Source organism: Streptomyces sp. NPDC051569, assembly GCF_044454085.1.
In the GTDB taxonomy this organism is placed as follows: Bacteria; Actinomycetota; Actinomycetes; order Streptomycetales; family Streptomycetaceae; genus Streptomyces.
The window spans coordinates 469414-486023 of sequence record NZ_JBITDJ010000004.1; the positions used below are offsets into that span (position 1 = coordinate 469414).

The 16610-nt window shown below is 69.6% G+C and carries 23 protein-coding genes; 4 read left to right on the plus strand and 19 right to left on the minus strand.

What is annotated here, in order from left to right; all coding sequences use genetic code 11:
- The first annotated feature begins 155 nt into the window (after window positions 1-155).
- From ACIBAE_RS10270 to ACIBAE_RS10285, 4 genes are all read left to right on the plus strand, one after another.
- Window positions 156-311, plus strand: coding sequence for a hypothetical protein (locus ACIBAE_RS10270; protein ID WP_399283681.1), 156 nt, complete (start codon window positions 156-158; stop codon window positions 309-311).
- A 592-nt stretch (window positions 312-903) separates the two neighbouring features.
- On the plus strand, window positions 904-1533 hold the full coding sequence (locus ACIBAE_RS10275) for a hypothetical protein (RefSeq protein WP_399283682.1): 630 nt from the start codon (window positions 904-906) through the stop codon (window positions 1531-1533).
- A complete protein-coding gene (locus ACIBAE_RS10280; protein ID WP_399283683.1) occupies window positions 1530-1703 on the plus strand; it encodes a hypothetical protein in 174 nt (57 codons plus the stop codon). The genes ACIBAE_RS10275 and ACIBAE_RS10280 overlap by 4 nt, the downstream gene beginning before the upstream one ends.
- Before the next feature lie 788 nt (window positions 1704-2491).
- On the plus strand, window positions 2492-2734 hold the full coding sequence (locus tag ACIBAE_RS10285) for a helix-turn-helix domain-containing protein (protein WP_399283685.1): 243 nt from the start codon (window positions 2492-2494) through the stop codon (window positions 2732-2734).
- 462 nt (window positions 2735-3196) lie between these two features.
- Here the strand turns inward: ACIBAE_RS10285 and ACIBAE_RS10290 are convergent, their stop codons facing one another.
- The 19 genes from ACIBAE_RS10290 to ACIBAE_RS10380 all read right to left on the minus strand — a co-directional run bounded on the left by ACIBAE_RS10290 (window position 3197) and on the right by ACIBAE_RS10380 (window position 16602).
- The gene (locus ACIBAE_RS10290) at window positions 3197-3394 is read right to left on the minus strand and encodes a hypothetical protein (protein WP_399283687.1); all 198 of its coding nucleotides are present in this window, start codon (window positions 3392-3394) and stop codon (window positions 3197-3199) included.
- Window positions 3391-3558 carry a hypothetical protein gene (locus ACIBAE_RS10295; protein ID WP_399283689.1) on the minus strand — a complete coding sequence of 56 codons (168 nt, stop codon included), beginning with the start codon at window positions 3556-3558 and terminating at the stop codon, window positions 3391-3393. Before ACIBAE_RS10295 ends, ACIBAE_RS10290 begins: the two co-directional genes overlap by 4 nt.
- The gene (locus ACIBAE_RS10300) at window positions 3555-4028 is read right to left on the minus strand and encodes a hypothetical protein (RefSeq protein ID WP_399283690.1); all 474 of its coding nucleotides are present in this window, start codon (window positions 4026-4028) and stop codon (window positions 3555-3557) included. The genes ACIBAE_RS10295 and ACIBAE_RS10300 overlap by 4 nt, the downstream gene beginning before the upstream one ends.
- Window positions 4025-4438, minus strand: a complete 414-nt coding sequence (locus ACIBAE_RS10305) for a hypothetical protein (RefSeq protein WP_399283692.1) — start codon at window positions 4436-4438, stop codon at window positions 4025-4027. The genes ACIBAE_RS10300 and ACIBAE_RS10305 overlap by 4 nt, the downstream gene beginning before the upstream one ends.
- 107 nt (window positions 4439-4545) lie before the next feature.
- Entirely contained in the window at window positions 4546-5769 is a 1224-nt protein-coding gene (locus ACIBAE_RS10310) for a helix-turn-helix domain-containing protein (protein ID WP_399283693.1), read from the minus strand.
- A 159-nt stretch (window positions 5770-5928) separates the two neighbouring features.
- Window positions 5929-6267 carry a hypothetical protein gene (locus ACIBAE_RS10315; RefSeq protein ID WP_399283694.1) on the minus strand — a complete coding sequence of 113 codons (339 nt, stop codon included), beginning with the start codon at window positions 6265-6267 and terminating at the stop codon, window positions 5929-5931.
- Window positions 6260-6736: a hypothetical protein gene (locus tag ACIBAE_RS10320; RefSeq protein WP_399283695.1), complete on the minus strand. Its 477-nt coding sequence runs from the start codon at window positions 6734-6736 to the stop codon at window positions 6260-6262. Before ACIBAE_RS10320 ends, ACIBAE_RS10315 begins: the two co-directional genes overlap by 8 nt.
- Window positions 6736-7008, minus strand: coding sequence for a hypothetical protein (locus ACIBAE_RS10325; protein ID WP_399283696.1), 273 nt, complete (start codon window positions 7006-7008; stop codon window positions 6736-6738). Before ACIBAE_RS10325 ends, ACIBAE_RS10320 begins: the two co-directional genes overlap by 1 nt.
- A 51-nt stretch (window positions 7009-7059) precedes the next feature.
- Complete coding sequence (locus tag ACIBAE_RS10330; protein ID WP_399283697.1) at window positions 7060-7974, minus strand: N-acetylmuramoyl-L-alanine amidase; 915 nt, start codon at window positions 7972-7974, stop codon at window positions 7060-7062.
- Between the two features lie 2 nt (window positions 7975-7976).
- Window positions 7977-8198: a hypothetical protein gene (locus ACIBAE_RS10335; RefSeq protein ID WP_399283699.1), complete on the minus strand. Its 222-nt coding sequence runs from the start codon at window positions 8196-8198 to the stop codon at window positions 7977-7979.
- Window positions 8199-8272: 74 nt separating this feature from the next.
- Window positions 8273-8512, minus strand: coding sequence for a hypothetical protein (locus ACIBAE_RS10340; protein ID WP_399283701.1), 240 nt, complete (start codon window positions 8510-8512; stop codon window positions 8273-8275).
- A 56-nt stretch (window positions 8513-8568) separates the two neighbouring features.
- Window positions 8569-8967, minus strand: a complete 399-nt coding sequence (locus ACIBAE_RS10345) for a hypothetical protein (RefSeq protein WP_399283703.1) — start codon at window positions 8965-8967, stop codon at window positions 8569-8571.
- Between the two features lie 9 nt (window positions 8968-8976).
- Entirely contained in the window at window positions 8977-11736 is a 2760-nt protein-coding gene (locus tag ACIBAE_RS10350; protein WP_399283704.1) for a hypothetical protein, read from the minus strand.
- 7 nt (window positions 11737-11743) lie between these two features.
- Window positions 11744-13927 carry a phage tail tape measure protein gene (locus tag ACIBAE_RS10355; RefSeq protein WP_399283706.1) on the minus strand — a complete coding sequence of 728 codons (2184 nt, stop codon included), beginning with the start codon at window positions 13925-13927 and terminating at the stop codon, window positions 11744-11746.
- A 150-nt stretch (window positions 13928-14077) separates the two neighbouring features.
- On the minus strand, window positions 14078-14488 hold the full coding sequence (locus ACIBAE_RS10360) for a hypothetical protein (protein ID WP_399283707.1): 411 nt from the start codon (window positions 14486-14488) through the stop codon (window positions 14078-14080).
- 8 nt (window positions 14489-14496) lie between these two features.
- Entirely contained in the window at window positions 14497-15006 is a 510-nt protein-coding gene (locus ACIBAE_RS10365; protein WP_399283709.1) for a hypothetical protein, read from the minus strand.
- Complete coding sequence (locus tag ACIBAE_RS10370) at window positions 15006-15416, minus strand: hypothetical protein (protein WP_399283711.1); 411 nt, start codon at window positions 15414-15416, stop codon at window positions 15006-15008. The genes ACIBAE_RS10365 and ACIBAE_RS10370 overlap by 1 nt, the downstream gene beginning before the upstream one ends.
- Window positions 15417-15421: 5 nt before the next feature.
- Complete coding sequence (locus ACIBAE_RS10375; protein ID WP_399283713.1) at window positions 15422-16153, minus strand: hypothetical protein; 732 nt, start codon at window positions 16151-16153, stop codon at window positions 15422-15424.
- Window positions 16150-16602: a hypothetical protein gene (locus tag ACIBAE_RS10380; protein WP_399283714.1), complete on the minus strand. Its 453-nt coding sequence runs from the start codon at window positions 16600-16602 to the stop codon at window positions 16150-16152. Before ACIBAE_RS10380 ends, ACIBAE_RS10375 begins: the two co-directional genes overlap by 4 nt.
- Window positions 16603-16610 lie beyond the last annotated feature (8 nt).

Genomic DNA, 16610 nt, shown 5'->3' on the forward strand with positions numbered 1-16610 from the left:
CCCCCTCACCCGAGGAACCGTGTCGACGGCGGCGCACACTGATCAAGGGGCCAGAGCGGTGGCCACCCGGGACAGGCGATCTGCTGGCAGCGCAAAGTGGTTGGCGGGATTGCGAAGTCGCTCGCTGCTACGACCTGCGGCGCGAGGACGCTGCCGTGTTCGTCCATCTCCTCGCCGTCGAGGAATTCGCGCCCGAGGACCTCGCTCACAGTCCGCAGGCCCGGGCTCTCGTGACGGGACTCCTGCGACGCGTCCGCCCGACATACCGCCGTCAGGTCACCTCACTGGCCGACCGGCTGGGCATCGCCTGAGCCACCCGAACTGACAGTTCACCGGAACTCTCAGTTCGGGTAGCTCCTCCATCACCTCCGTACGGTCGCAGCACTATCAGCGACCGCCACGGAGGCAATGCGCAATGAGTAAAGCTGTTGGCCACGGGATTCTGAGCCCGTCACCTGGGAGGCTCGCTTCCGTCGCCACGGGTTGGGACCTCGTGCGGGTCGCCCGCCACCACGCCCTGCAGACCCTGCAGGCCCTCAAGCGCCTCGCACAGCCCGGCGCCGTTGCCGTTGCCGTTGACCCGACGCCGGCCCCTGCTCTGTTCTTTCTTGTCCCGCCGAGCACCGCGCGGCTGTGGGACGTCCCCGATACAACGGCACTTCAGGAAGCACCCGTCGAACTGCCGCCGGCAGACCGACTCACTCCCCCGGGGCCGTACTGGCTGATCCCGCCGAGCCACGGCCGCGTGCACACCCCTGTCGCGCACCTTCAGCTCGCACGGGAAATGGCCTGCGGGCTGCGTCAGTTCGTGGGGCGGTCGGTCCGGTGAAGTATGCATCTGTCGGCCAAGCAGCCGAAGTGTCCTGGCTGATGGACGGCCAGCGCGCTCCCACCGTTGCGGCCATGGACTGGAACCTCGGCCGCCCAGCGCTCCTCCGGACCGGCGTGGCCTTCGACGCCGTCCGTATCCGGGAGCCCCTGGTGCACGCGGCTGTCGGCAGTCCTCACCCCGAGCGGGTCTCGGATGAGCTGGCCGAGGCGCTCGACGGCCCGGTGATCCACGACCCGGCCGCGTGGTATTACGCGCTGGTCCGGGCCGGGACCGCCGGGACATGGCGGTCTCCGCTCGCCACCGTCAAGGGGCGGGACTCCTGGCTGGCTGTTCCCCGCGTGGATCGGCTCGGCCCGATCGGGGTCCACTGGGCGGTCCCGCCGGCACCTGGGCGACGCCTCTGCCAGATCGAGGCGGTCAGCATGCTGCTGCCGGCCGGTCAGGAGAAGCGCGGAGGGCTCGCGCCCGTAACCGCGTCCATCGAACGGCGCCCGGCCCCGGCGCCGCTCCGCCCGTGCAGCGAGACGCCGATACCGCCGGTGGGCGAGCTGGATTCCGAGCAGTACGCGGGCCGCGCATGCTACGCCTGCGGCACCTCGTTGTGGCGCGGCGCCGAGTACGGAGGCTGGGCGCGCGGCTTCGCCGGCGTCCACAACCTCGACACCGAGGTCTGGGCGTGCCCCAACGGAGAGCTCGCATGACCGCCAGCGCCCCCGCACTGCACACTTGGTGCGACTGGCACGCGGGGCCGTCCGAGACCGCTGTCCTGATCGACGTGATCGAGCAGGGCAGCGGCCCCGGCATCACCCGGTTCGCGTGCGCACCGTGTCGTGAGCAGCGTGGCCTTACCCCGTACGCGGATCGCCGCTGAGCGGCTGCCACTCCTCACGAACCAAGTCGGCAAGTGGCGCGCCAAGTGCGTGCGATCAGCAGCAACGTGTCCAGGCGGCCCGTGTGGTGGCCTTGCTCGATGCGGTTGACGCCTGGGTGAGGTTCGCCCAGAGACGCGCGGCGCGGATGTGGTCTCCGATCTCGCGGCGGTGGATGGGCACCCACTCGGGCGGCGATTCCGAGGACACCTGACCACCCTGCGGCCATCATGATCATTCGCCTGTATCAACATTTATGTGGCGTCTGACACTCGAAAGCCCCCCGATCAATGATGATCGAGGGGCTTCCAACAGGCTTTCACCTGCTAGTTCTCACAGTGGGCGCGGACGGTTTCGAACCGCCGACATCTGCTTTGTAAGACGAGACGGTTTGCTCTGACTCGCTCCGGCTAACTCCGGCTACTCCGGATCGCCTGCTGTTTTCCCGCTCTTCGCTCCGGCTCACTCTGGTGATTCTGGCCCGGTCTGGGACGTCCGCTCACGCACCGCTCACGCAATGCGTCTGTCGCGCCTGAGGTCTGACCAGGGCGTTCCTCATTCTCCTACCCCGCTTCGCGCACGGCAACGACCGACGCGGGGGAGCCCCAGCCGCTGTTGCGGCTGGGGCTCCGTGGCGCCCACCGAGGGCGCCGGGGCTCCGACCGACCCGCCGGGGGGACGTGTGCCGGCCGGAGCGGCAGAGAGGCCGATCAGCGAGATTAGGCCACCAGCTGAAAATACACTGTCGACAGTGCAGACAAGTGGATCATGAGGGCGCGAATTTGGGACTGTGCCCCTGCCCCCACCCAGCGAACGCGTCCTCGCCCGCCGACGGGCCATCGGTGAGCAAATCCGTGAGGCTCGTCGCGCGGCACACCTGACACAGGAGGCCGTGGCATTGCGGGCCGGCATCAGCCTCACGGTGTACGGACGGATCGAGCTGGCCCGCTCCGCCGCCGTGATCGACACACTGATCCGTATCGCCGACGCAATACAGGTCCCACTTTCGGACCTGGTACGGGACGAACGCTGAGGCAGCGTGACTCAGTTCTTCGAGAGGTGGTTCCGGATGTCGGGGTCATCGGCTGCGGTGGGGAGCTCACGGTGGCCTTCGCTCCAGTGGTTTGACCACCCGCACACCCCGCACGCGTACCGGCCGTCGAGCCCCGCGATACGGCACCCACAGGATCGGCATTCGGATTCGGTGATCTGCGGTCCACTATCCGGCTGCATGGGGGTGGACGTCTCGATCTCCGGGGGCCAGCTGCTGCCAGGCGCGCTCATGCACCGAGGCTACCGCCGACGGCGCCGGAGCGTGCCCTGCGGCCACGCCGCTTCTCCAGCCGCAGTTGCCGCACGACCAGGACCCACCAGGGCCCTGAGAGGTGCTCGCACCGCATGTCGGACAGTTCAACGTCATCACCTTCACTTCTGTGAGCGGATGAGGCACCGCCCCGGCCGGGGTCTCACACGGAGTCGTCGGCCGGGGCGGGGATCAGTGGTCTCGCTGGAGCGGGATCGCCGGGGGCGCAGCGGGGCCGAGGGCCTGCCGGCGGGACAGGTAGTCGTGGGCGTGGTCCTCGGGAGTGGCGGGCGGCCCGTGGAACAGCAGGGTCACACCGTGCTCCTCGCAGTACGCGCCGGCCTCGTCTTCGATGGGGAAGTCGTGGTCGCCGCTGACGCATTCCGTCACCCCCGTGCCTCCCGCTCAGCTCGCCGCAGTCGGGCGCCCTCGGCGCAGCCACGGAGGCAGCTCGTGCAGGTGGCGGTGTGGGCCAGCAGCGCGCCGTAGGCCGCCCGGTGCTGTGCCGTCATCTCGGGGTACTCCGGCCTCGGGGCGGCCGTGGGCGCGGTCACGGCGCGATCCCGCCCCGCTGCTCCTGGCCGATCCGGAGCAGGGCGTCGACGGCCTCGACCTCGCACAGTCGACCGATGGCCTCCGGGGGCACAGCCCAGTGGACGCCGGTCGGCTCGGTGCGGTCGACGCGGGGGACGGCGAGCCAGCAGTTGGGGCCCTTGGCGGTGGCGAGGGGCGAGTGCCAGGTCTCCGCTGTCCCGGCGGGGACGAGGGCGTAGTACCAGGCGGCCGGATCGTGGATGACGGGGCCGTCGAGGATTTCGGCGAGGGTCCCGCTGACCTTGTCGGGTTGCGCGGTGCCGACGGCGGCATGGACCAGCTGCTCGCGGACGCGGATGGCGTCGAAGGTGAGGCCGGTCCGAAGGAGCGCGTGCCGACCGACGTCCCAGTCGCGGCGGGCCACGGCGGGCGCTTCCTGAGCTGAGGTCAGCCAGCGCGCGAGCCCTGAATCCGTGCCAAGGGTCTTCATCGGTCCTCGCCTTCGCGGCCGAGTCCGAGCGCGGTCTGCAGGAGATCCGCGTCTACGAGCTGGCCTGTACCGGTGGGCGGGCGCAGCCAGTGTGGTCCCGGCGGTTCCGTGACGGAGGGGAGCGGGACGGTCAGGTAGCACGTATCGCCGAGCAGTTCGGTGGCGGGCGCGGTCCAGGTCGTGTCAACCGGTACGAGGAAGTACACGCTCCGGCCGGCCGGGTCGTAGATGGACGGGCCGGTCACGGTCCGTGCGGCGGTGAGCCCCTCGTGGTCGGCGACCCTGATCGCGGACCAGTGGCGCCCCAGGGGCAGCAGGGTGCGCTTCGCGGTAGCGAGCCATCGGCGAGCGTGGTCCTGGTCCGGGTCGGCGTCACATAACCAGCGGGTGGCCGCGTCGAGGTCCGGCATGAGTGATCCTCCTCACATGTTGAGTGAGGAGGATCATTGCGCGGATATCTGTGGGCTGCCCCCACAAAATGTGGGGATGAAATTCCGCGAAAACGCTTGACTTACAGTCAGATGCCTACCCAGCGCGCATAGGCGGCGATGGAGGGATCCTGGTGACGGTCCAGCCGTACCAGGGTGGCGGTGGTGTGCCGCGTCGTCGGGTGATATCGGGTATGTGCGGGGCTCACCCCCCTGGCGACGGACAGATCGGCGAACGCCCCGTGCCGGTCCCCGGCGGCCAGCCGCGCCGCCGCCACGTCGATGTGATGGTGGGATACCCGCTCCGCCGCGATGCCTGCGGGCAGCTCCCACTCCGTTCGGTCCTGCTCCGCCCCCCACTCCCGAAGCCGCGCCAGAGCCTGATCGATGTCCCCACAGTCGATCAACGCCGCGACCTCGTGGATGCGGACATTCGTCGGACCGAACGACAGCTCGTAGTGCGTCGTATCGCGCCGGCACCAGCCGGCTGCCGTACGGGCCTCCGCCAGCCGCTGCATCGCCCGGTCTGGATGCCCGTCGCGCGCCTCCAGAACCGCGAGCTTCAGCAGTATGGCTCCCTGAATCGCCATCTGAGCCTCGCTCAGCGAGCCCTCCGGAGCGAGTCGCTCCACCTCCTGCTCCAGCCCCTCAAGGACACGGCGAGCGGATCCGAGCGCACCCATGCGGACCATCGCCCCGGCCCGCAGGTAGGCGGCCGTGATCTGCATCAGGGGGTCCCCGGACTGGTCCGCCGCCCAATGGACGCGCTCCACGGCGGTGAGCGAGAGGTCGTGGTAGCCCATCTTGTGCGCGAGGCTGTTCGTGGCTCGGTAGCCGCGTGCCAGCCACCAGAATGCCTGCTCTCGGTCGCGGCCGGGCCGGGCGCGGAGCGCGGTGTGGGTGAGCTCGGCCAGCAGGCCGGGAAGGAGCGGCCCCAGCTGCACGTACTGGCCGTCCTGCCTCATCTGGGCGATGTGATCCATCTCGGCTGCCAGTACGGGCAGGGGCCGGGGCGCCACGGTGAGGTCGTCCGGGTTCTCGTACGTCAGCAGGATGCGGCGGAGGTCAGGGATGACGGCCTGGACCTGGTCGTCAGCCTCGGCCCCGCCGAGGTACGGCTGGCCGGTGAGGCGGTCCGGTCCTACGTGCAGGTGCTGGGCGAGGAGGGCGATTACGCCAGGGGTGGGGGTGCGGTCGCCGCTCTCGTACTTCTCCAGCGCGGATGTGCTGATGCGCGCAGCTGTAGCGAGTTGCCGCACGGTCAGCTGGCGCATTTTGCGAATGGTGCGAAGGTTTTGTCCGATATCAGTCATGACTCCCCCAGTGCGTCAGGCGGGATGCCAGAGTATGAGGTGAGCGCGCGTCGAAGAGCGCTTCTGCGTTAACTCTCCCCGCATCCTTGTCGGATAGTCGCCCCACGAAACGCGAAACGCGCCCCCTGCCAGCCCGAAGGCCGACAGGGGGCGCGGTGTTCACTGCTCAATGAGGTGCCGGTCTTCGTGGACCGGTTCGGGCACCTCGCCACCGAGCGACGCGATCGTGCCCTTCAGGACCCGCACGTATCGGGTCAGTGCTCCCACCCGCGCGGTCGTGCCAGCCTGTTCGGCTTCCAGCTGGTGGATACGCCGACCCTGCTGCACCACCACCGCGGCGATGCCCTCCACCGTAGTAAGGCGGCCGTCGTCCGGCTCGATCGCGGCGGGCACGTCCTGCGGGGTGGGCGGGGCTGGGCGTGAGATCCAGGCCACGACTACGGAGAACGCCCCGCCGATCAGCAGGCTGCCGAGCCCGTACAGGGTGCCGTCACCCATGCGCTTCCTCCTCTCGTACCGTGGCGGCGGCCGCGTGCCGCAGGGTGGCCACCTCCCGCCGGGCCTGGACGAGCCGACGGGTTGCGACGGCTACGACGGCGGCGAGCGCCGGGGCGACCAGCCAGGTCAGACCTGAGGTCAGGCCCTGTGGAAACTGGCCGAGGGCCCGGGCCGAGGTGTACGCGGCGGCCCAGGCGACCGGCATTGCGGTGGCAGTCGCCCATCCCCACCAGTCCCGCCGGGACGGCAGGACTGCCGCCGCGCAGGACGCGAGGCCGGAGCCGATCCAGGCCCAGCCCCAGGCCGCGATCGGGGCGATGGTGGTGAGGGCGGCCGCGCCGCGCACGATGCCGTACCGGGGGTCGGCGAGGAGGCCGATCCCGTAGTTGATCCAGCCGATGCCGCAGATCAGGAGCGCCACCCCGCGCAGGCCCAGGCGGCGGCCGGCGCACCGCACCAGGCCCCGCATCAGACGCCCGGCGCGGTGCTCGCGCTGTTCCGGCTCCCGAAGGCCCTCGCGACCATGCCCTTGACGAGGGAACCGGCGGCGGCGATCCCGGCTGCGCCGACGGTTTGCCAGAAGGACGCGTGGAACATGTCGGCGGGACCGGCCGCGAGGGCGACACCGCCGGAGGCAGTGAGGAACGTCCAGACGACGCGCTCGCCGAGATCCTTGGCGTAGGTGGTGGCGGTCTTGACGACGGTCTCGGTGGTCGTGCCCGGCAGAGAGATGTGCGACATGAGGAATCCGTTCTGTGAGGTCAGGCGAAGATGGTGGTGGGCGGGGTGGCGCTACTTCTTGCGGAGGCCGTTGGCGGTCTCGTAGGCGTACTGCCAGGTCTTCGGGCCGGTGAGGCCGTCGGCCGGGCCGAGCGCGCTGAGGTAGTGACGCTGGAGAGCGGTGACCTTGTCCAGGTCGAGCTGCGTCATGGTGGTGGAGGGGCCCACCTTGTACTTCGGGCCCCACCCCGCCTTGTCGAGCCAGGTCTGAAGCTGCTTCGCGTAGGCGTTCTTCGCGCCGAGCTTGAAGCGGTCGCGGCCCGGGAACGCGGGCATGCTCGGCGGCTTCGCGGGGGTCGACGGCTTCGGCTTCCCGGCGTCGAGCCGGGCCTGCACGTCCGCCCGGAACTTCGCCATATCGATTCCGGCCGGGTCGGGCTTCCAGTCCGACCATTCCCGGTGCGCGATCACCGACTTCGCCGACCATCTGTGCGCCCGGCACAGCGCCGCCGCCCACCGGACCGCCGCCTCGTACTGCGCGGCCGGCCACGGGTCCCGCCCGTCACCGCGGTTCGACATCTCCAGGCCGTAGAAGTGCACGTTGCCGTCGACGGCGGCCGCGCTGCCCTCGTGGGCGTGCGGCGCAGGCGGCCGGTCCCCGTACGACTCGGTGACGACGGCCGCGAGGACCGCCCCGTCACCGCCGCCGGCGTGGTTCGCGCGCCCGGCCGACGTGAGCGTCAGCACCCCGCCCTTCGCGAGGTAGGCGTGCGCGCACGGGCCGGGCAGATCCGCCCGGCCGGACCACACGATCTGTCCGTCGGACGGGGCGGTCCCGGCGGTGTGGTGGATCATCACGCCGTGCACAGGGCCCCACGACCCGTGCCCGGCACGGTCGTGGGTCCGCCACCCGGCCTGCTCGATCGGGGCGAGGCCCTCGGCGGTGAGGGCCGCGAGTATCTGCGTGGCAGTCAGGGGCATGGACATGATCAATCCTCCGGGGTGGCGTCGGTGAGCGCGGCGCGGACCGCCCAGTCCTTCGCCTCCAGCAACCGAACCAACGCATGCGTCAGCTCGGGCCCGGTGAGCGTCGCGGCCAGGCGGTGCGTCAGGTCGTGGAACTGCACGCTCACCGCCTGGAGGTGAGGGGGGAGATGGTCGTAGGCGAAGTGCCGCAGCACCTGCGCGGTGGCGGGATGGATGTTGGACATGGGCTGCCTCCAGGCACACGGAGAGCCCCGGCCGGCGGCACGGGGCTCGAAAGGTCGGCGACGGTGACCGGCTGTCAGCCGCCGTACACGAGGTCGGACTCGTAGCGGAGCGTGCGCCGTCGGTTCTCCAGCACCCAGCCCGCAGCGACTGCGGGCGCGAGCAGCTCTTCGAGGATCTCCTCCGTGGTGGATGTTCCCGGGCTGATCGTGAGGGTGCCCTCCACGATGCGCGTACCGGAACCCTTCGTCAGGCGCACGTCGACGGTCTGCGTGTTGCCGGCGGTGGGTGCGGGGTCGGTCCAATGCCAGGCCATGATCACTCCATGTCGTTGTGCCGCGCAGCGGCGGCGTCGGCTCGGGGCTCAGGGGGTCAGGTGGTGATGAAGGAGATGTGCATCCGCAAGTTACGGCCCGTGACGATGTCGCTGGACGCGGTCCGTAGGGTGCACAGGCCGTCGCCGCCTACGACGAACGCGCCGGACGCGGTGCCGTCGTCGAAGTTGCCGTTGATGGTGCCGTTCGTGGGCCGCCACCCCACCGGGACGGTGCAGCACGCGGTGTCCACGATGTTGCCGGTGGTGGCGGTGAGAGCCGCACCGGTGCGGGCGATGTACATGTCGAGGACGACACTGCGGCCGAGACGCGTACCCCGGAAATCAGTGACGCTGAACCCGGTCGAGGCGACCAGTCCGGTCGTCGTGGTGATGGTGTCCAGGCCGTCCGCGAGGCGCTGTGCGGTGATGGTCATACCTGCGAGCCAGGTCGTCACGGGGTCCTCCTACAGGGCGACGATGGTGGGGGTGGCGAGCTGCACGGCCGTGCCGGAGGGGTGTGCCTTGCTGATGCCGTTGATGCTGCGGGTCACCCCGAAGGTCTGGCTGAGGGCGGTCCCCGTGCAGCTGGTGACCCGCATGACCTCACCCCCGACCCGGATGTCGAAGGGGAACTCGGAGGCGTAGGTAGCCGAGTCGACCCACCGGGGGCCACTCGTGGTGTTGACATTCACCACGGCGGACGAAACTGAGAGGGCGCCGTTCAGGACGGTGCCGTCCGTGTCCGCGCGCGGGACCGGATCGGAGGAGATCACTCCCACAGTCCAGGGTCGGGCCGGCACCGTGTTCATCGTGATGTCCCAGGTGTACATGTCCAGGACCTCGGTGTAGCCGTAGACGAGGAACTCGATCTGCTCGGGAGGCAGCCACGGCGGAGGGTTGCGGATCACACCCTTGTCGCCGATGCGCAGGCGGAGTGTTGAGGAGATGAGGTGGGGAGCGGTGTGCAGCTGGAGGTGGACGGTCGGGTAACGGGCTTCGTCTACGGTCCCCAGTACCGCACGCCAGGCAGCGATCTGGAGGGGCTGGTCGTCGGTAGCGAGGGAGAGGGTGACGGACTCGTCGTACAGCCCGACCCCGCCCTGTTCGGGCGGCAGCACGGACAGAGGCCCGGTCTCGATGACGGCCCGTCCGGATGATCCGCCGTCGCGCTGGATGGTGATGTCGTTGCGCAGGTGCTGGTCGTCCTCGGTGGGTTCCAGGGGCGGCGCGACCTCTCCAGCGGCCGCGTAGTCCAGGGTGAGTACGGGGCGCTGGTTGTAGAGACTGGTCCGGTCGCGGTAGACGAGAGCGAGGGCCTCCCTGTTCTCGTGGAGGATGCCTCCGTCGGATTCCGCACATGCCTGCAGGAGATCGAGCAGGGCGGCAGGTCTCTGGGGGCCCATGAGTTCTGCAGCGCGGGTCCGGTCACCGTCGATCACGCTGAGAGCGAGGTGGGGTTCCTCCTGGGCGAGCCGTACCAGCCGGTCGATCGCTGATTCGCCGGCGAATCCTGAGTCGGCCCCGTCGTAGATCACGCTCCCCGCGTTGTCGTTCGCGTTGGCGGGGATGGCGACGACGCTGAGGTGGCCAAGCACCATGCCGGTCAGGGCGTTTCCCCAGGTGCCGTTGATGGCGCTGACACGGCCCATGGCAGCGACGACGGTCGTCGTCGAGCGCCACCAGCTGTTGTTGACGATGTCCCGCCAGGCTGCGGTAAGCCGGAGCTGCCCGGCCCCGCCGTCGCGGACGTAGATCGCCAGGCGGTTCCATTTCCCGATGAAGTCGGCGAGTGCCGCTGTTCCTGTGTAGAGGAAGAAGGCCAGCACCGAGTCGTCGCTGTCGCGGGCCTCGATCCTGATGCCCGCGGTCGACGCGTACACGACGGCGCTCCGCATCACCGAGCCGGTCACCGTGACCCGCAGGACCTCGGTCTGTACGGCGGGCAGCGCGGGCAGGAAGTAGACCAGCTCGGTCTGCCACCCGGCCGCAGTCGTGGAGGGGACCACGGCGGACAGGCTCGCCGGCGACCGGGTCTTCGGCAGGGGCGACGATCCGCCGAGGGTGTCATCTGCTGCCCAGTCCAGGCCGGACACGGTGAGCGGACGGACGCCGGGGACCGGGCTGTATGCCTGGGTGGAGCCCTGCTGGTCTTCCATCGGCCAGTACGCCACAAGACCGGGGGCGGACGGGATGCGGCGGGCCAGCGTGCTGTCGAGGGCCTTGCGGCCCTGCCCGTACCTGCGCAGGACTCCAGCGGCCTCGATCTGGGTGTAGACGTCCTCGCCTGATACGTCCCAGCGTGGCGGCCAGGCGCTGACTTCACCCTGGAAACGGGGTTCCCGGTTGGTGATCTCGGCCGGGCTGGTCACGGTCCAGGCGCGGCCGGCCGAGTCGGTGAACGTGGGTGTTCCGGGAGCGACCGGGCGGAAGTCCGGGGAGGCGGCCACGGTGCCACCGATGCCGTTCCGGACTTCCGCTGCGTGGATACGACCGGTCAGCGGCAGGGTGCCCGCGAGGTAGGGGGCGAGGGTCAAGGGTGCTGTGCTGGCAAACACGGATGTGGTTCCCGTGATGACCACGGGGTCGCCGAACTGGGTCCATGGGCCGGCCAGCGACTCGGCCGCATAGAACGTGCTCGTGCTCCCCCCCGTACCGTTGTCGACGTCCAGCGTTACGCGGAGCGCGGCCCGTGGGGGAAGGGCGGGCAAAGGCCGGGACGCGTACCAGATGACGGTGCCGTTGGTCGACCAGTCCAGTTCGAGCGTCCCCGCGTTGAGGCTGAGTGCCCACGACCGCTGGGCTGGGTCGGTCCATTTGCCCATGAGTACCTGGTAGGGCTGGAGGTACCAGTCGGCGGTGACCTCCACGCGGAGGTCCAGGTCGCCCGTGATCCCCAGGGCGGGCACTGACGGTGTGCTGGCGCTCTCGGCCTGGAGGCCGCTGGGTGCCAGGTAGGACTCCGTTCCCGGGACCCATACACGTAGCGGGGTGTTGCGGCCGATCCGTCCGTAGTACGGCGACCGTGGGTTGCGCGGGGAGAACGTGCCGTCGCGGTTGTTGAGGGTGAGGGTACAGCGGCCCGGGTCGACACGGGTTCCCTCGTCGGGGCGCCCGTAGGAGATGGTGATGGGATCACGTGTGTAGACGGAGGCACTGATGTTGGTCCACGCCCCGCCCACCTGGAGCTCCGTATGTACGTCCAGTGGGCCATCAGGAAACGCCATGGTCACCTCAGTTCGTTCCGAATGCGGTCTGGACGCTCCCCCCGCCGTCCTTGCGGACGATGGCGCGGAAGAGACGCCGGACCTCGGCGGGCCCGGCCAACTCGATACGGATGGTCTGTGTGCCCCCGCCGCCGGCAGCCATGAGAGGGGCACTCCCGGGAGCCAGTTGGCGGCCCATGCCGTCGGCGGCGGCGACGGTGGGGACCTGGACCAGGCTCGCCATGGCCCGAGTGAGCAGACCCTGTTTGGCCTCAGCCCCCTGGACGATGCCGGGCGGAATCCACTGACCCACCTCATCCGCCATGACGGTGGAGGGCGAATGGATGCCCAGTGCCTCCGCGATCGGCCCCGGGATCATGTTGCGGGCGAAGGACATGACACGGCCTCGCAGCCACCCGCCCATGCTCTTGATTCCGTTCCAGAGGCCCCGGACGACGTTCATCCCCTTGCCGTAGAGGAGCGAGCCCAGGCTGCCGAGAACTCCCGAGATGCGGCCGGGGATGCCCCGCACGTAGCCGAGGACCGCGCCGGTGACGGTGGCGATGCCGGTACGGATCGCCGTCCAGTGCTTGATGACGATCCCGACGATCGTCCAGTTGAGGAAGAACGAGAGGATCATCCGGCCGACGGCCTGGATCTTGGACCAGACCCAGCCCCACACCGCTGCGGTGGCCGCCTGGATCTTGGACCAGTTGGCGATGATGAGAACGACCAGCGCGATCACGGCGGCGATGACCCAGCCGATCGGGCCCATGGCGATCAGCCACTGGGCCGCCATGATGACGGCCCAGGCGACCGCCCGTGCGGCCATCATCAGGAACTGGGCGGCGGCGGTGAGGCCGGCCCGGACCACGGCGGCGATCCACGTGCCGATCGAGACGAGCGCGCTGCCCACCCAGGCGGCCGCAGTGGTGGCTCCCGAGATGACCGCTGCCCCAGCGATCCGGGCGTAGGCCATGAGGCCCACGCCCATCATCCGCGTCCAGTTCCCGATGACTGTCCAGGTCGACGCGGAGACGATGGCGTTCGCGGCCGAGACGACGGCGGAGACCGTGGAGTAGACCATCATCGCGCCGCGCACCACCATCACCACTCCGGCCAGCGCGGTGAACGCGTACAGGGCCGGGGTGAGTGCGGTCTGGTTCTCCATGCCGAAGTTCACGACGACGCCCGCGATGTCGGCGAGCTTGACAATGGCGCCGCGCTTGAACCGCTCCAGCGCCTTGCTCGGGGACGTCGCGAGGGTCGCGGACATCTTGTCCGTGGCCCCCTCGATGCCCTCGATGTGCGTCTTTGTCAGGTCGAGATTCGGGAGGATCGACCTGACGGTGTCCTCCCACTGAGTGCCCATCAGGGCGGTCCCCAGCTGGTTCTGCTGGACCGGGTCCTTCACCTTCTGGAGGGCGGTGAAGACCTGGTTCATCGCGTCCACACCTGCCGGTCCGCCGGCCGCGATGGCGGCCCGGGTCTGGTCGGCGTTCAGACCGAGGCCCTTGTACGCGTCGGTGACCGCGGCGGCCGTGTCGATAGACCGGAGCCCGAACTCCTTGACCGCGTCGGCCGCCGCATCGGAGTCGCGGACACCGGCCTGCATCATCGCGTTGAGGAGCCCGAGCGCGGCCGGCCCGTCCATGCCGATCTTGGCGAATTGCGGGCTGTACTCGTTGAGGGTGTCGAGGAAGTCGCCGGAAGCGTCCATGCCGTTCTGGAAGCCCCAAGTAATCAGGTCCATCGCCTCATCGGCGTCCTTGGCCAGACCGGTCTTCATGAGCTGCCCAGCGGCTTTGGTGGCACCGCCCAGGTCCACGTCGAACGCCTCGGATAGGGCCAGGACGTCCTCGGAAACACCCTGGAGGGCTGCCCGGCTCTGCCCGGTGTCGCCCATGTTCTGGTAGACGCCCCGGATCGCCTCGTTGACCTGCTCGGTCGACTCGCCCCACGCGCCCTTGTACACGTCCGCCGAGATTTTCGACATCTCGGCGGCCTGCTCCGGCCCGAGGTTGAGTTGCGCCGCCAGCTTCGCGGAGGCGGCCGACATGTCGAGGCTGGCCGCCACGCCCACGCCCAGCGCGGCCCCCATGCCCGCGGCGATGCCCGTGGCGGCCATGTCGAACTTCTCGCGGACCCGGCCCAGGGTCGCGGATGCCCGGTCCCGGGCGATCAGGTTGAAGACCAGCGACGTGTCCGACACGAGCCACCTCTGTTCAGTTGTTCAGGGCCTCATCGGTGGCCTTCTGATACGCATCGAGCCAGGTGAGGGCTGCGTCGGTCTGCTCGACGGTCATGTGCTCCCACTCCCAGGGGCGGATCCCGAGCAGGTGGGCGGCGTTGCCGAGCTGACTCAGTCGGCGATCGGCAGACTCGCTTTTCCCGACTCCTCGGTGTCATCGAACGCGGTCTCCATCTCGCGGTCGATCGTCGCCAGCGACGCGGCCAACTGGTCGCCGTGCTGGCTCTCCAGGACGCCCGCGCGCATCTGCGCCCACTCCTGGCGGGAGTACTCCAGCGTCAGCTCGTCCCACGCGAAGTCCACGTCCTCGAACCGCGTCTTGGGGTGGTCGCGGCGCAGGAACGTGAACAGCAGAGCGCGGCGGCACAGGCTGTTGCCCTGCAGAACGTCGGTGGTGAACGTGCTGAAGTTCCGCCCTGTGCGCCGCTCGATGTCCTCCCGCTCCACCGACATGAGCTTCTTGGGGTTGTAGCGCCAGCGGGTCGGCTCGGCCTGTCCCTCGGGCGTATGAACCAGGTACATGGGGTCTCCTATCGGGCCCGGGACGCGATGCGGCGGGCCATGTCTTCCATGGCGGTGTGGACGGCCTGGCGGTACTGGTCGGCGTCGTTCTCGAAGGCGTCGTCGAACCACTGCCGTTTGCCGGTCTGAGTACGCCACGGCTCGTGTCCGTAGGTGAGAGTGCGCCAGCCGCCGTTGCGGCGGTTCGTGCGCTTCGGAGCGTTGGTGAAGCCGCGGATGCCGGGCGTCTTGAACGCCTTCACGCGGGCGCCCGTCCAGCGGCCGCCGAGCTTGACCTCGGGCCGGATCTTCTTCGCGATCGCGGACCGGAGGGACGGGCCGGTGCTGAAGCCGGCGGATGACATCGCCATAATCCCCGACTTGGCGCGGACCGCCCCCGGCTTCAGCGCCTCGCGCATGGTCTTCGCGAGATCCTTCCGCAGGGCCTTGCCGTCTTCTTCCTGACGGATCGCCCATACCAGCGCGTCCAGGCCCTCGTGCGTGACCGTGAGATCGAACGGTGGACCGCCGGTGGCCATCAGGTCGTCGCGCGGGCCACGGCGCCGGACGTCGGATAGCTGACAGAGACCGATGCCTCGTCGCCCACCGACCCCTCGATGGGATTCCAGCCCTTGATCAGGACGTTCCCCGAGTACTGCGGGTTCGAGGTGGAGGCGGGTGCGTTGTCCAGCCGGGCCACGAACGGGACGACCGTCCCCAGCAGCGGCCACATGAGCGCGTCGATCTTCCCGGCGGCGGTGTCCTGCAAGAACTCCAGCCCCAGCTCGCCGCTCTTCAGGCCGCCGCGGACTTCCTTCCAGCCGAGCGAGGCGTAGGTCGTGACGTCCTTGTCCTCCACCTCCACGCTGAGGTCGGCCTTGCGGGCGTAGTCGGACAGGTCGGTGCCGGCGAGGCTGACGAACGCGGCCAGCAGAACCATTTTGGCCATGAGGATCACCTGATTCCCAGAGAGGCGGCGAGCATGAAGGACGGCGTCGTCCCGGAGATCGTCCAGGCGAGCCGGTAGTGCGTATCGGTGAGGGCCGCCCCGTCGCCGCGCAGGATCTGCCCGCCGGGCGCGGTGGCCGCGGCGAACGTGAGGCGCGTCGTCGGGGTCGCGAAGGCCGCGTCACCGGACTCGATCCGGGCCGTGATGGACGGCGTCGTCCCGGACGCTGACACGATGTGCAGGGCGGCGTAGAGGCGGCGGCCAGCCAGGATCGCACCGAGGTTCAGGGCCGTCCCGGTCCCAGTGACGGTGCGGGCCTGGCCGAGCGGGTGAGCGATCTGCCCGCGTACCAGCGGCCAGCTCGATTTGATCGTCCCGGACCATGGGGCGACCTCGCCGACGGCGTCGCCGAGCTTGTAGTCGCAGCGCAGGCCCTGGGTGAAGTACGCGAGGCCGCCGACCGTGGCCTCGGCCGGGCAGACCGTGTACGGGCCCCGGCCGCCGAGGTCGGCCCAGGACGCGTTGTCGACCAGGGCGGGGTCGCCGGCCTCCCACTGGCCCTCGCCGGAGATCTCCGCCGAGCCGAGGCCGCCGAGGACTTCCTTCCAGCCGCCGGAGCGGTAGTTGGTGGCGTCCTTGTCCTCGATCTCCGCCGAGATCTCGATCTTGTTGGAGGCGCCCGACAGATCCGCGCCGGGCGCGAACAGACGCGCGTCGAGCAGGGTGAACTTGCTCATGAGGAGTTCCCCTCTCCGATGATTTTCACGGCCAGTTGGGCGCCCAGATAGCTGGTGCCCTGGTGCTCATACCAGCGGTATCCCTGCACGCGCATGACGTGAAGGTCGTGTGCCAGACCGCCGAGCGCGTACTCGCCCGGGGCGCCTCGCGCGGACTCGATCGCCTGCTTCAGGGACGCCGGGCCGCTGCCCGCGAGCAGAGCGTCGAGGATCCGCTGGGCAGCCCGGTCGTCGGCAATGCCCACCAGGACCTGGCAGGTCAGCTCCACCTCGTCCAGCGCACGGCGCATCGCCTTGTCGAAGTCGACCGTGTAATCGGCGGTGAAGAAGCACGGCGCGGTGACGGCGCCCGGCACGTAGCCGTAGCAGGTCAGCTTGGCGACCCCCTCGGGCAGTGCGACTGTTCGCGCCGCGTCCGCGATGGCGTCCCGAACTGCGGACATCAGCATGTTCTCTC

Excerpts from the sequence above, each read along its gene's own strand:
- ACIBAE_RS10275 (WP_399283682.1), top strand. The coding sequence starts at position 904 with ATGGACTGGAACCTCGGCCGCCCAGCGCTCCTCCGGACCGGCGTGGCC.
- ACIBAE_RS10280 (WP_399283683.1), top strand. The coding sequence starts at position 1,530 with ATGACCGCCAGCGCCCCCGCACTGCACACTTGGTGCGACTGGCACGCG.
- ACIBAE_RS10300 (WP_399283690.1), bottom strand. The coding sequence starts at position 4,028 with ATGAAGACCCTTGGCACGGATTCAGGGCTCGCGCGCTGGCTGACCTCA.
- ACIBAE_RS10305 (WP_399283692.1), bottom strand. The coding sequence starts at position 4,438 with ATGCCGGACCTCGACGCGGCCACCCGCTGGTTATGTGACGCCGACCCG.
- ACIBAE_RS10310 (WP_399283693.1), bottom strand. The coding sequence starts at position 5,769 with ATGACTGATATCGGACAAAACCTTCGCACCATTCGCAAAATGCGCCAG.
- ACIBAE_RS10315 (WP_399283694.1), bottom strand. The coding sequence starts at position 6,267 with ATGGGTGACGGCACCCTGTACGGGCTCGGCAGCCTGCTGATCGGCGGG.
- ACIBAE_RS10320 (WP_399283695.1), bottom strand. The coding sequence starts at position 6,736 with ATGCGGGGCCTGGTGCGGTGCGCCGGCCGCCGCCTGGGCCTGCGCGGG.
- ACIBAE_RS10325 (WP_399283696.1), bottom strand. The coding sequence starts at position 7,008 with ATGTCGCACATCTCTCTGCCGGGCACGACCACCGAGACCGTCGTCAAG.
- ACIBAE_RS10330 (WP_399283697.1), bottom strand. The coding sequence starts at position 7,974 with ATGTCCATGCCCCTGACTGCCACGCAGATACTCGCGGCCCTCACCGCC.
- ACIBAE_RS10335 (WP_399283699.1), bottom strand. The coding sequence starts at position 8,198 with ATGTCCAACATCCATCCCGCCACCGCGCAGGTGCTGCGGCACTTCGCC.
- ACIBAE_RS10340 (WP_399283701.1), bottom strand. The coding sequence starts at position 8,512 with ATGGCCTGGCATTGGACCGACCCCGCACCCACCGCCGGCAACACGCAG.
- ACIBAE_RS10350 (WP_399283704.1), bottom strand. The coding sequence starts at position 11,736 with ATGGCGTTTCCTGATGGCCCACTGGACGTACATACGGAGCTCCAGGTG.
- ACIBAE_RS10360 (WP_399283707.1), bottom strand. The coding sequence starts at position 14,488 with ATGTACCTGGTTCATACGCCCGAGGGACAGGCCGAGCCGACCCGCTGG.
- ACIBAE_RS10365 (WP_399283709.1), bottom strand. The coding sequence starts at position 15,006 with ATGGCCACCGGCGGTCCACCGTTCGATCTCACGGTCACGCACGAGGGC.
- ACIBAE_RS10370 (WP_399283711.1), bottom strand. The coding sequence starts at position 15,416 with ATGGCCAAAATGGTTCTGCTGGCCGCGTTCGTCAGCCTCGCCGGCACC.
- ACIBAE_RS10375 (WP_399283713.1), bottom strand. The coding sequence starts at position 16,153 with ATGAGCAAGTTCACCCTGCTCGACGCGCGTCTGTTCGCGCCCGGCGCG.
- ACIBAE_RS10380 (WP_399283714.1), bottom strand. The coding sequence starts at position 16,602 with ATGCTGATGTCCGCAGTTCGGGACGCCATCGCGGACGCGGCGCGAACA.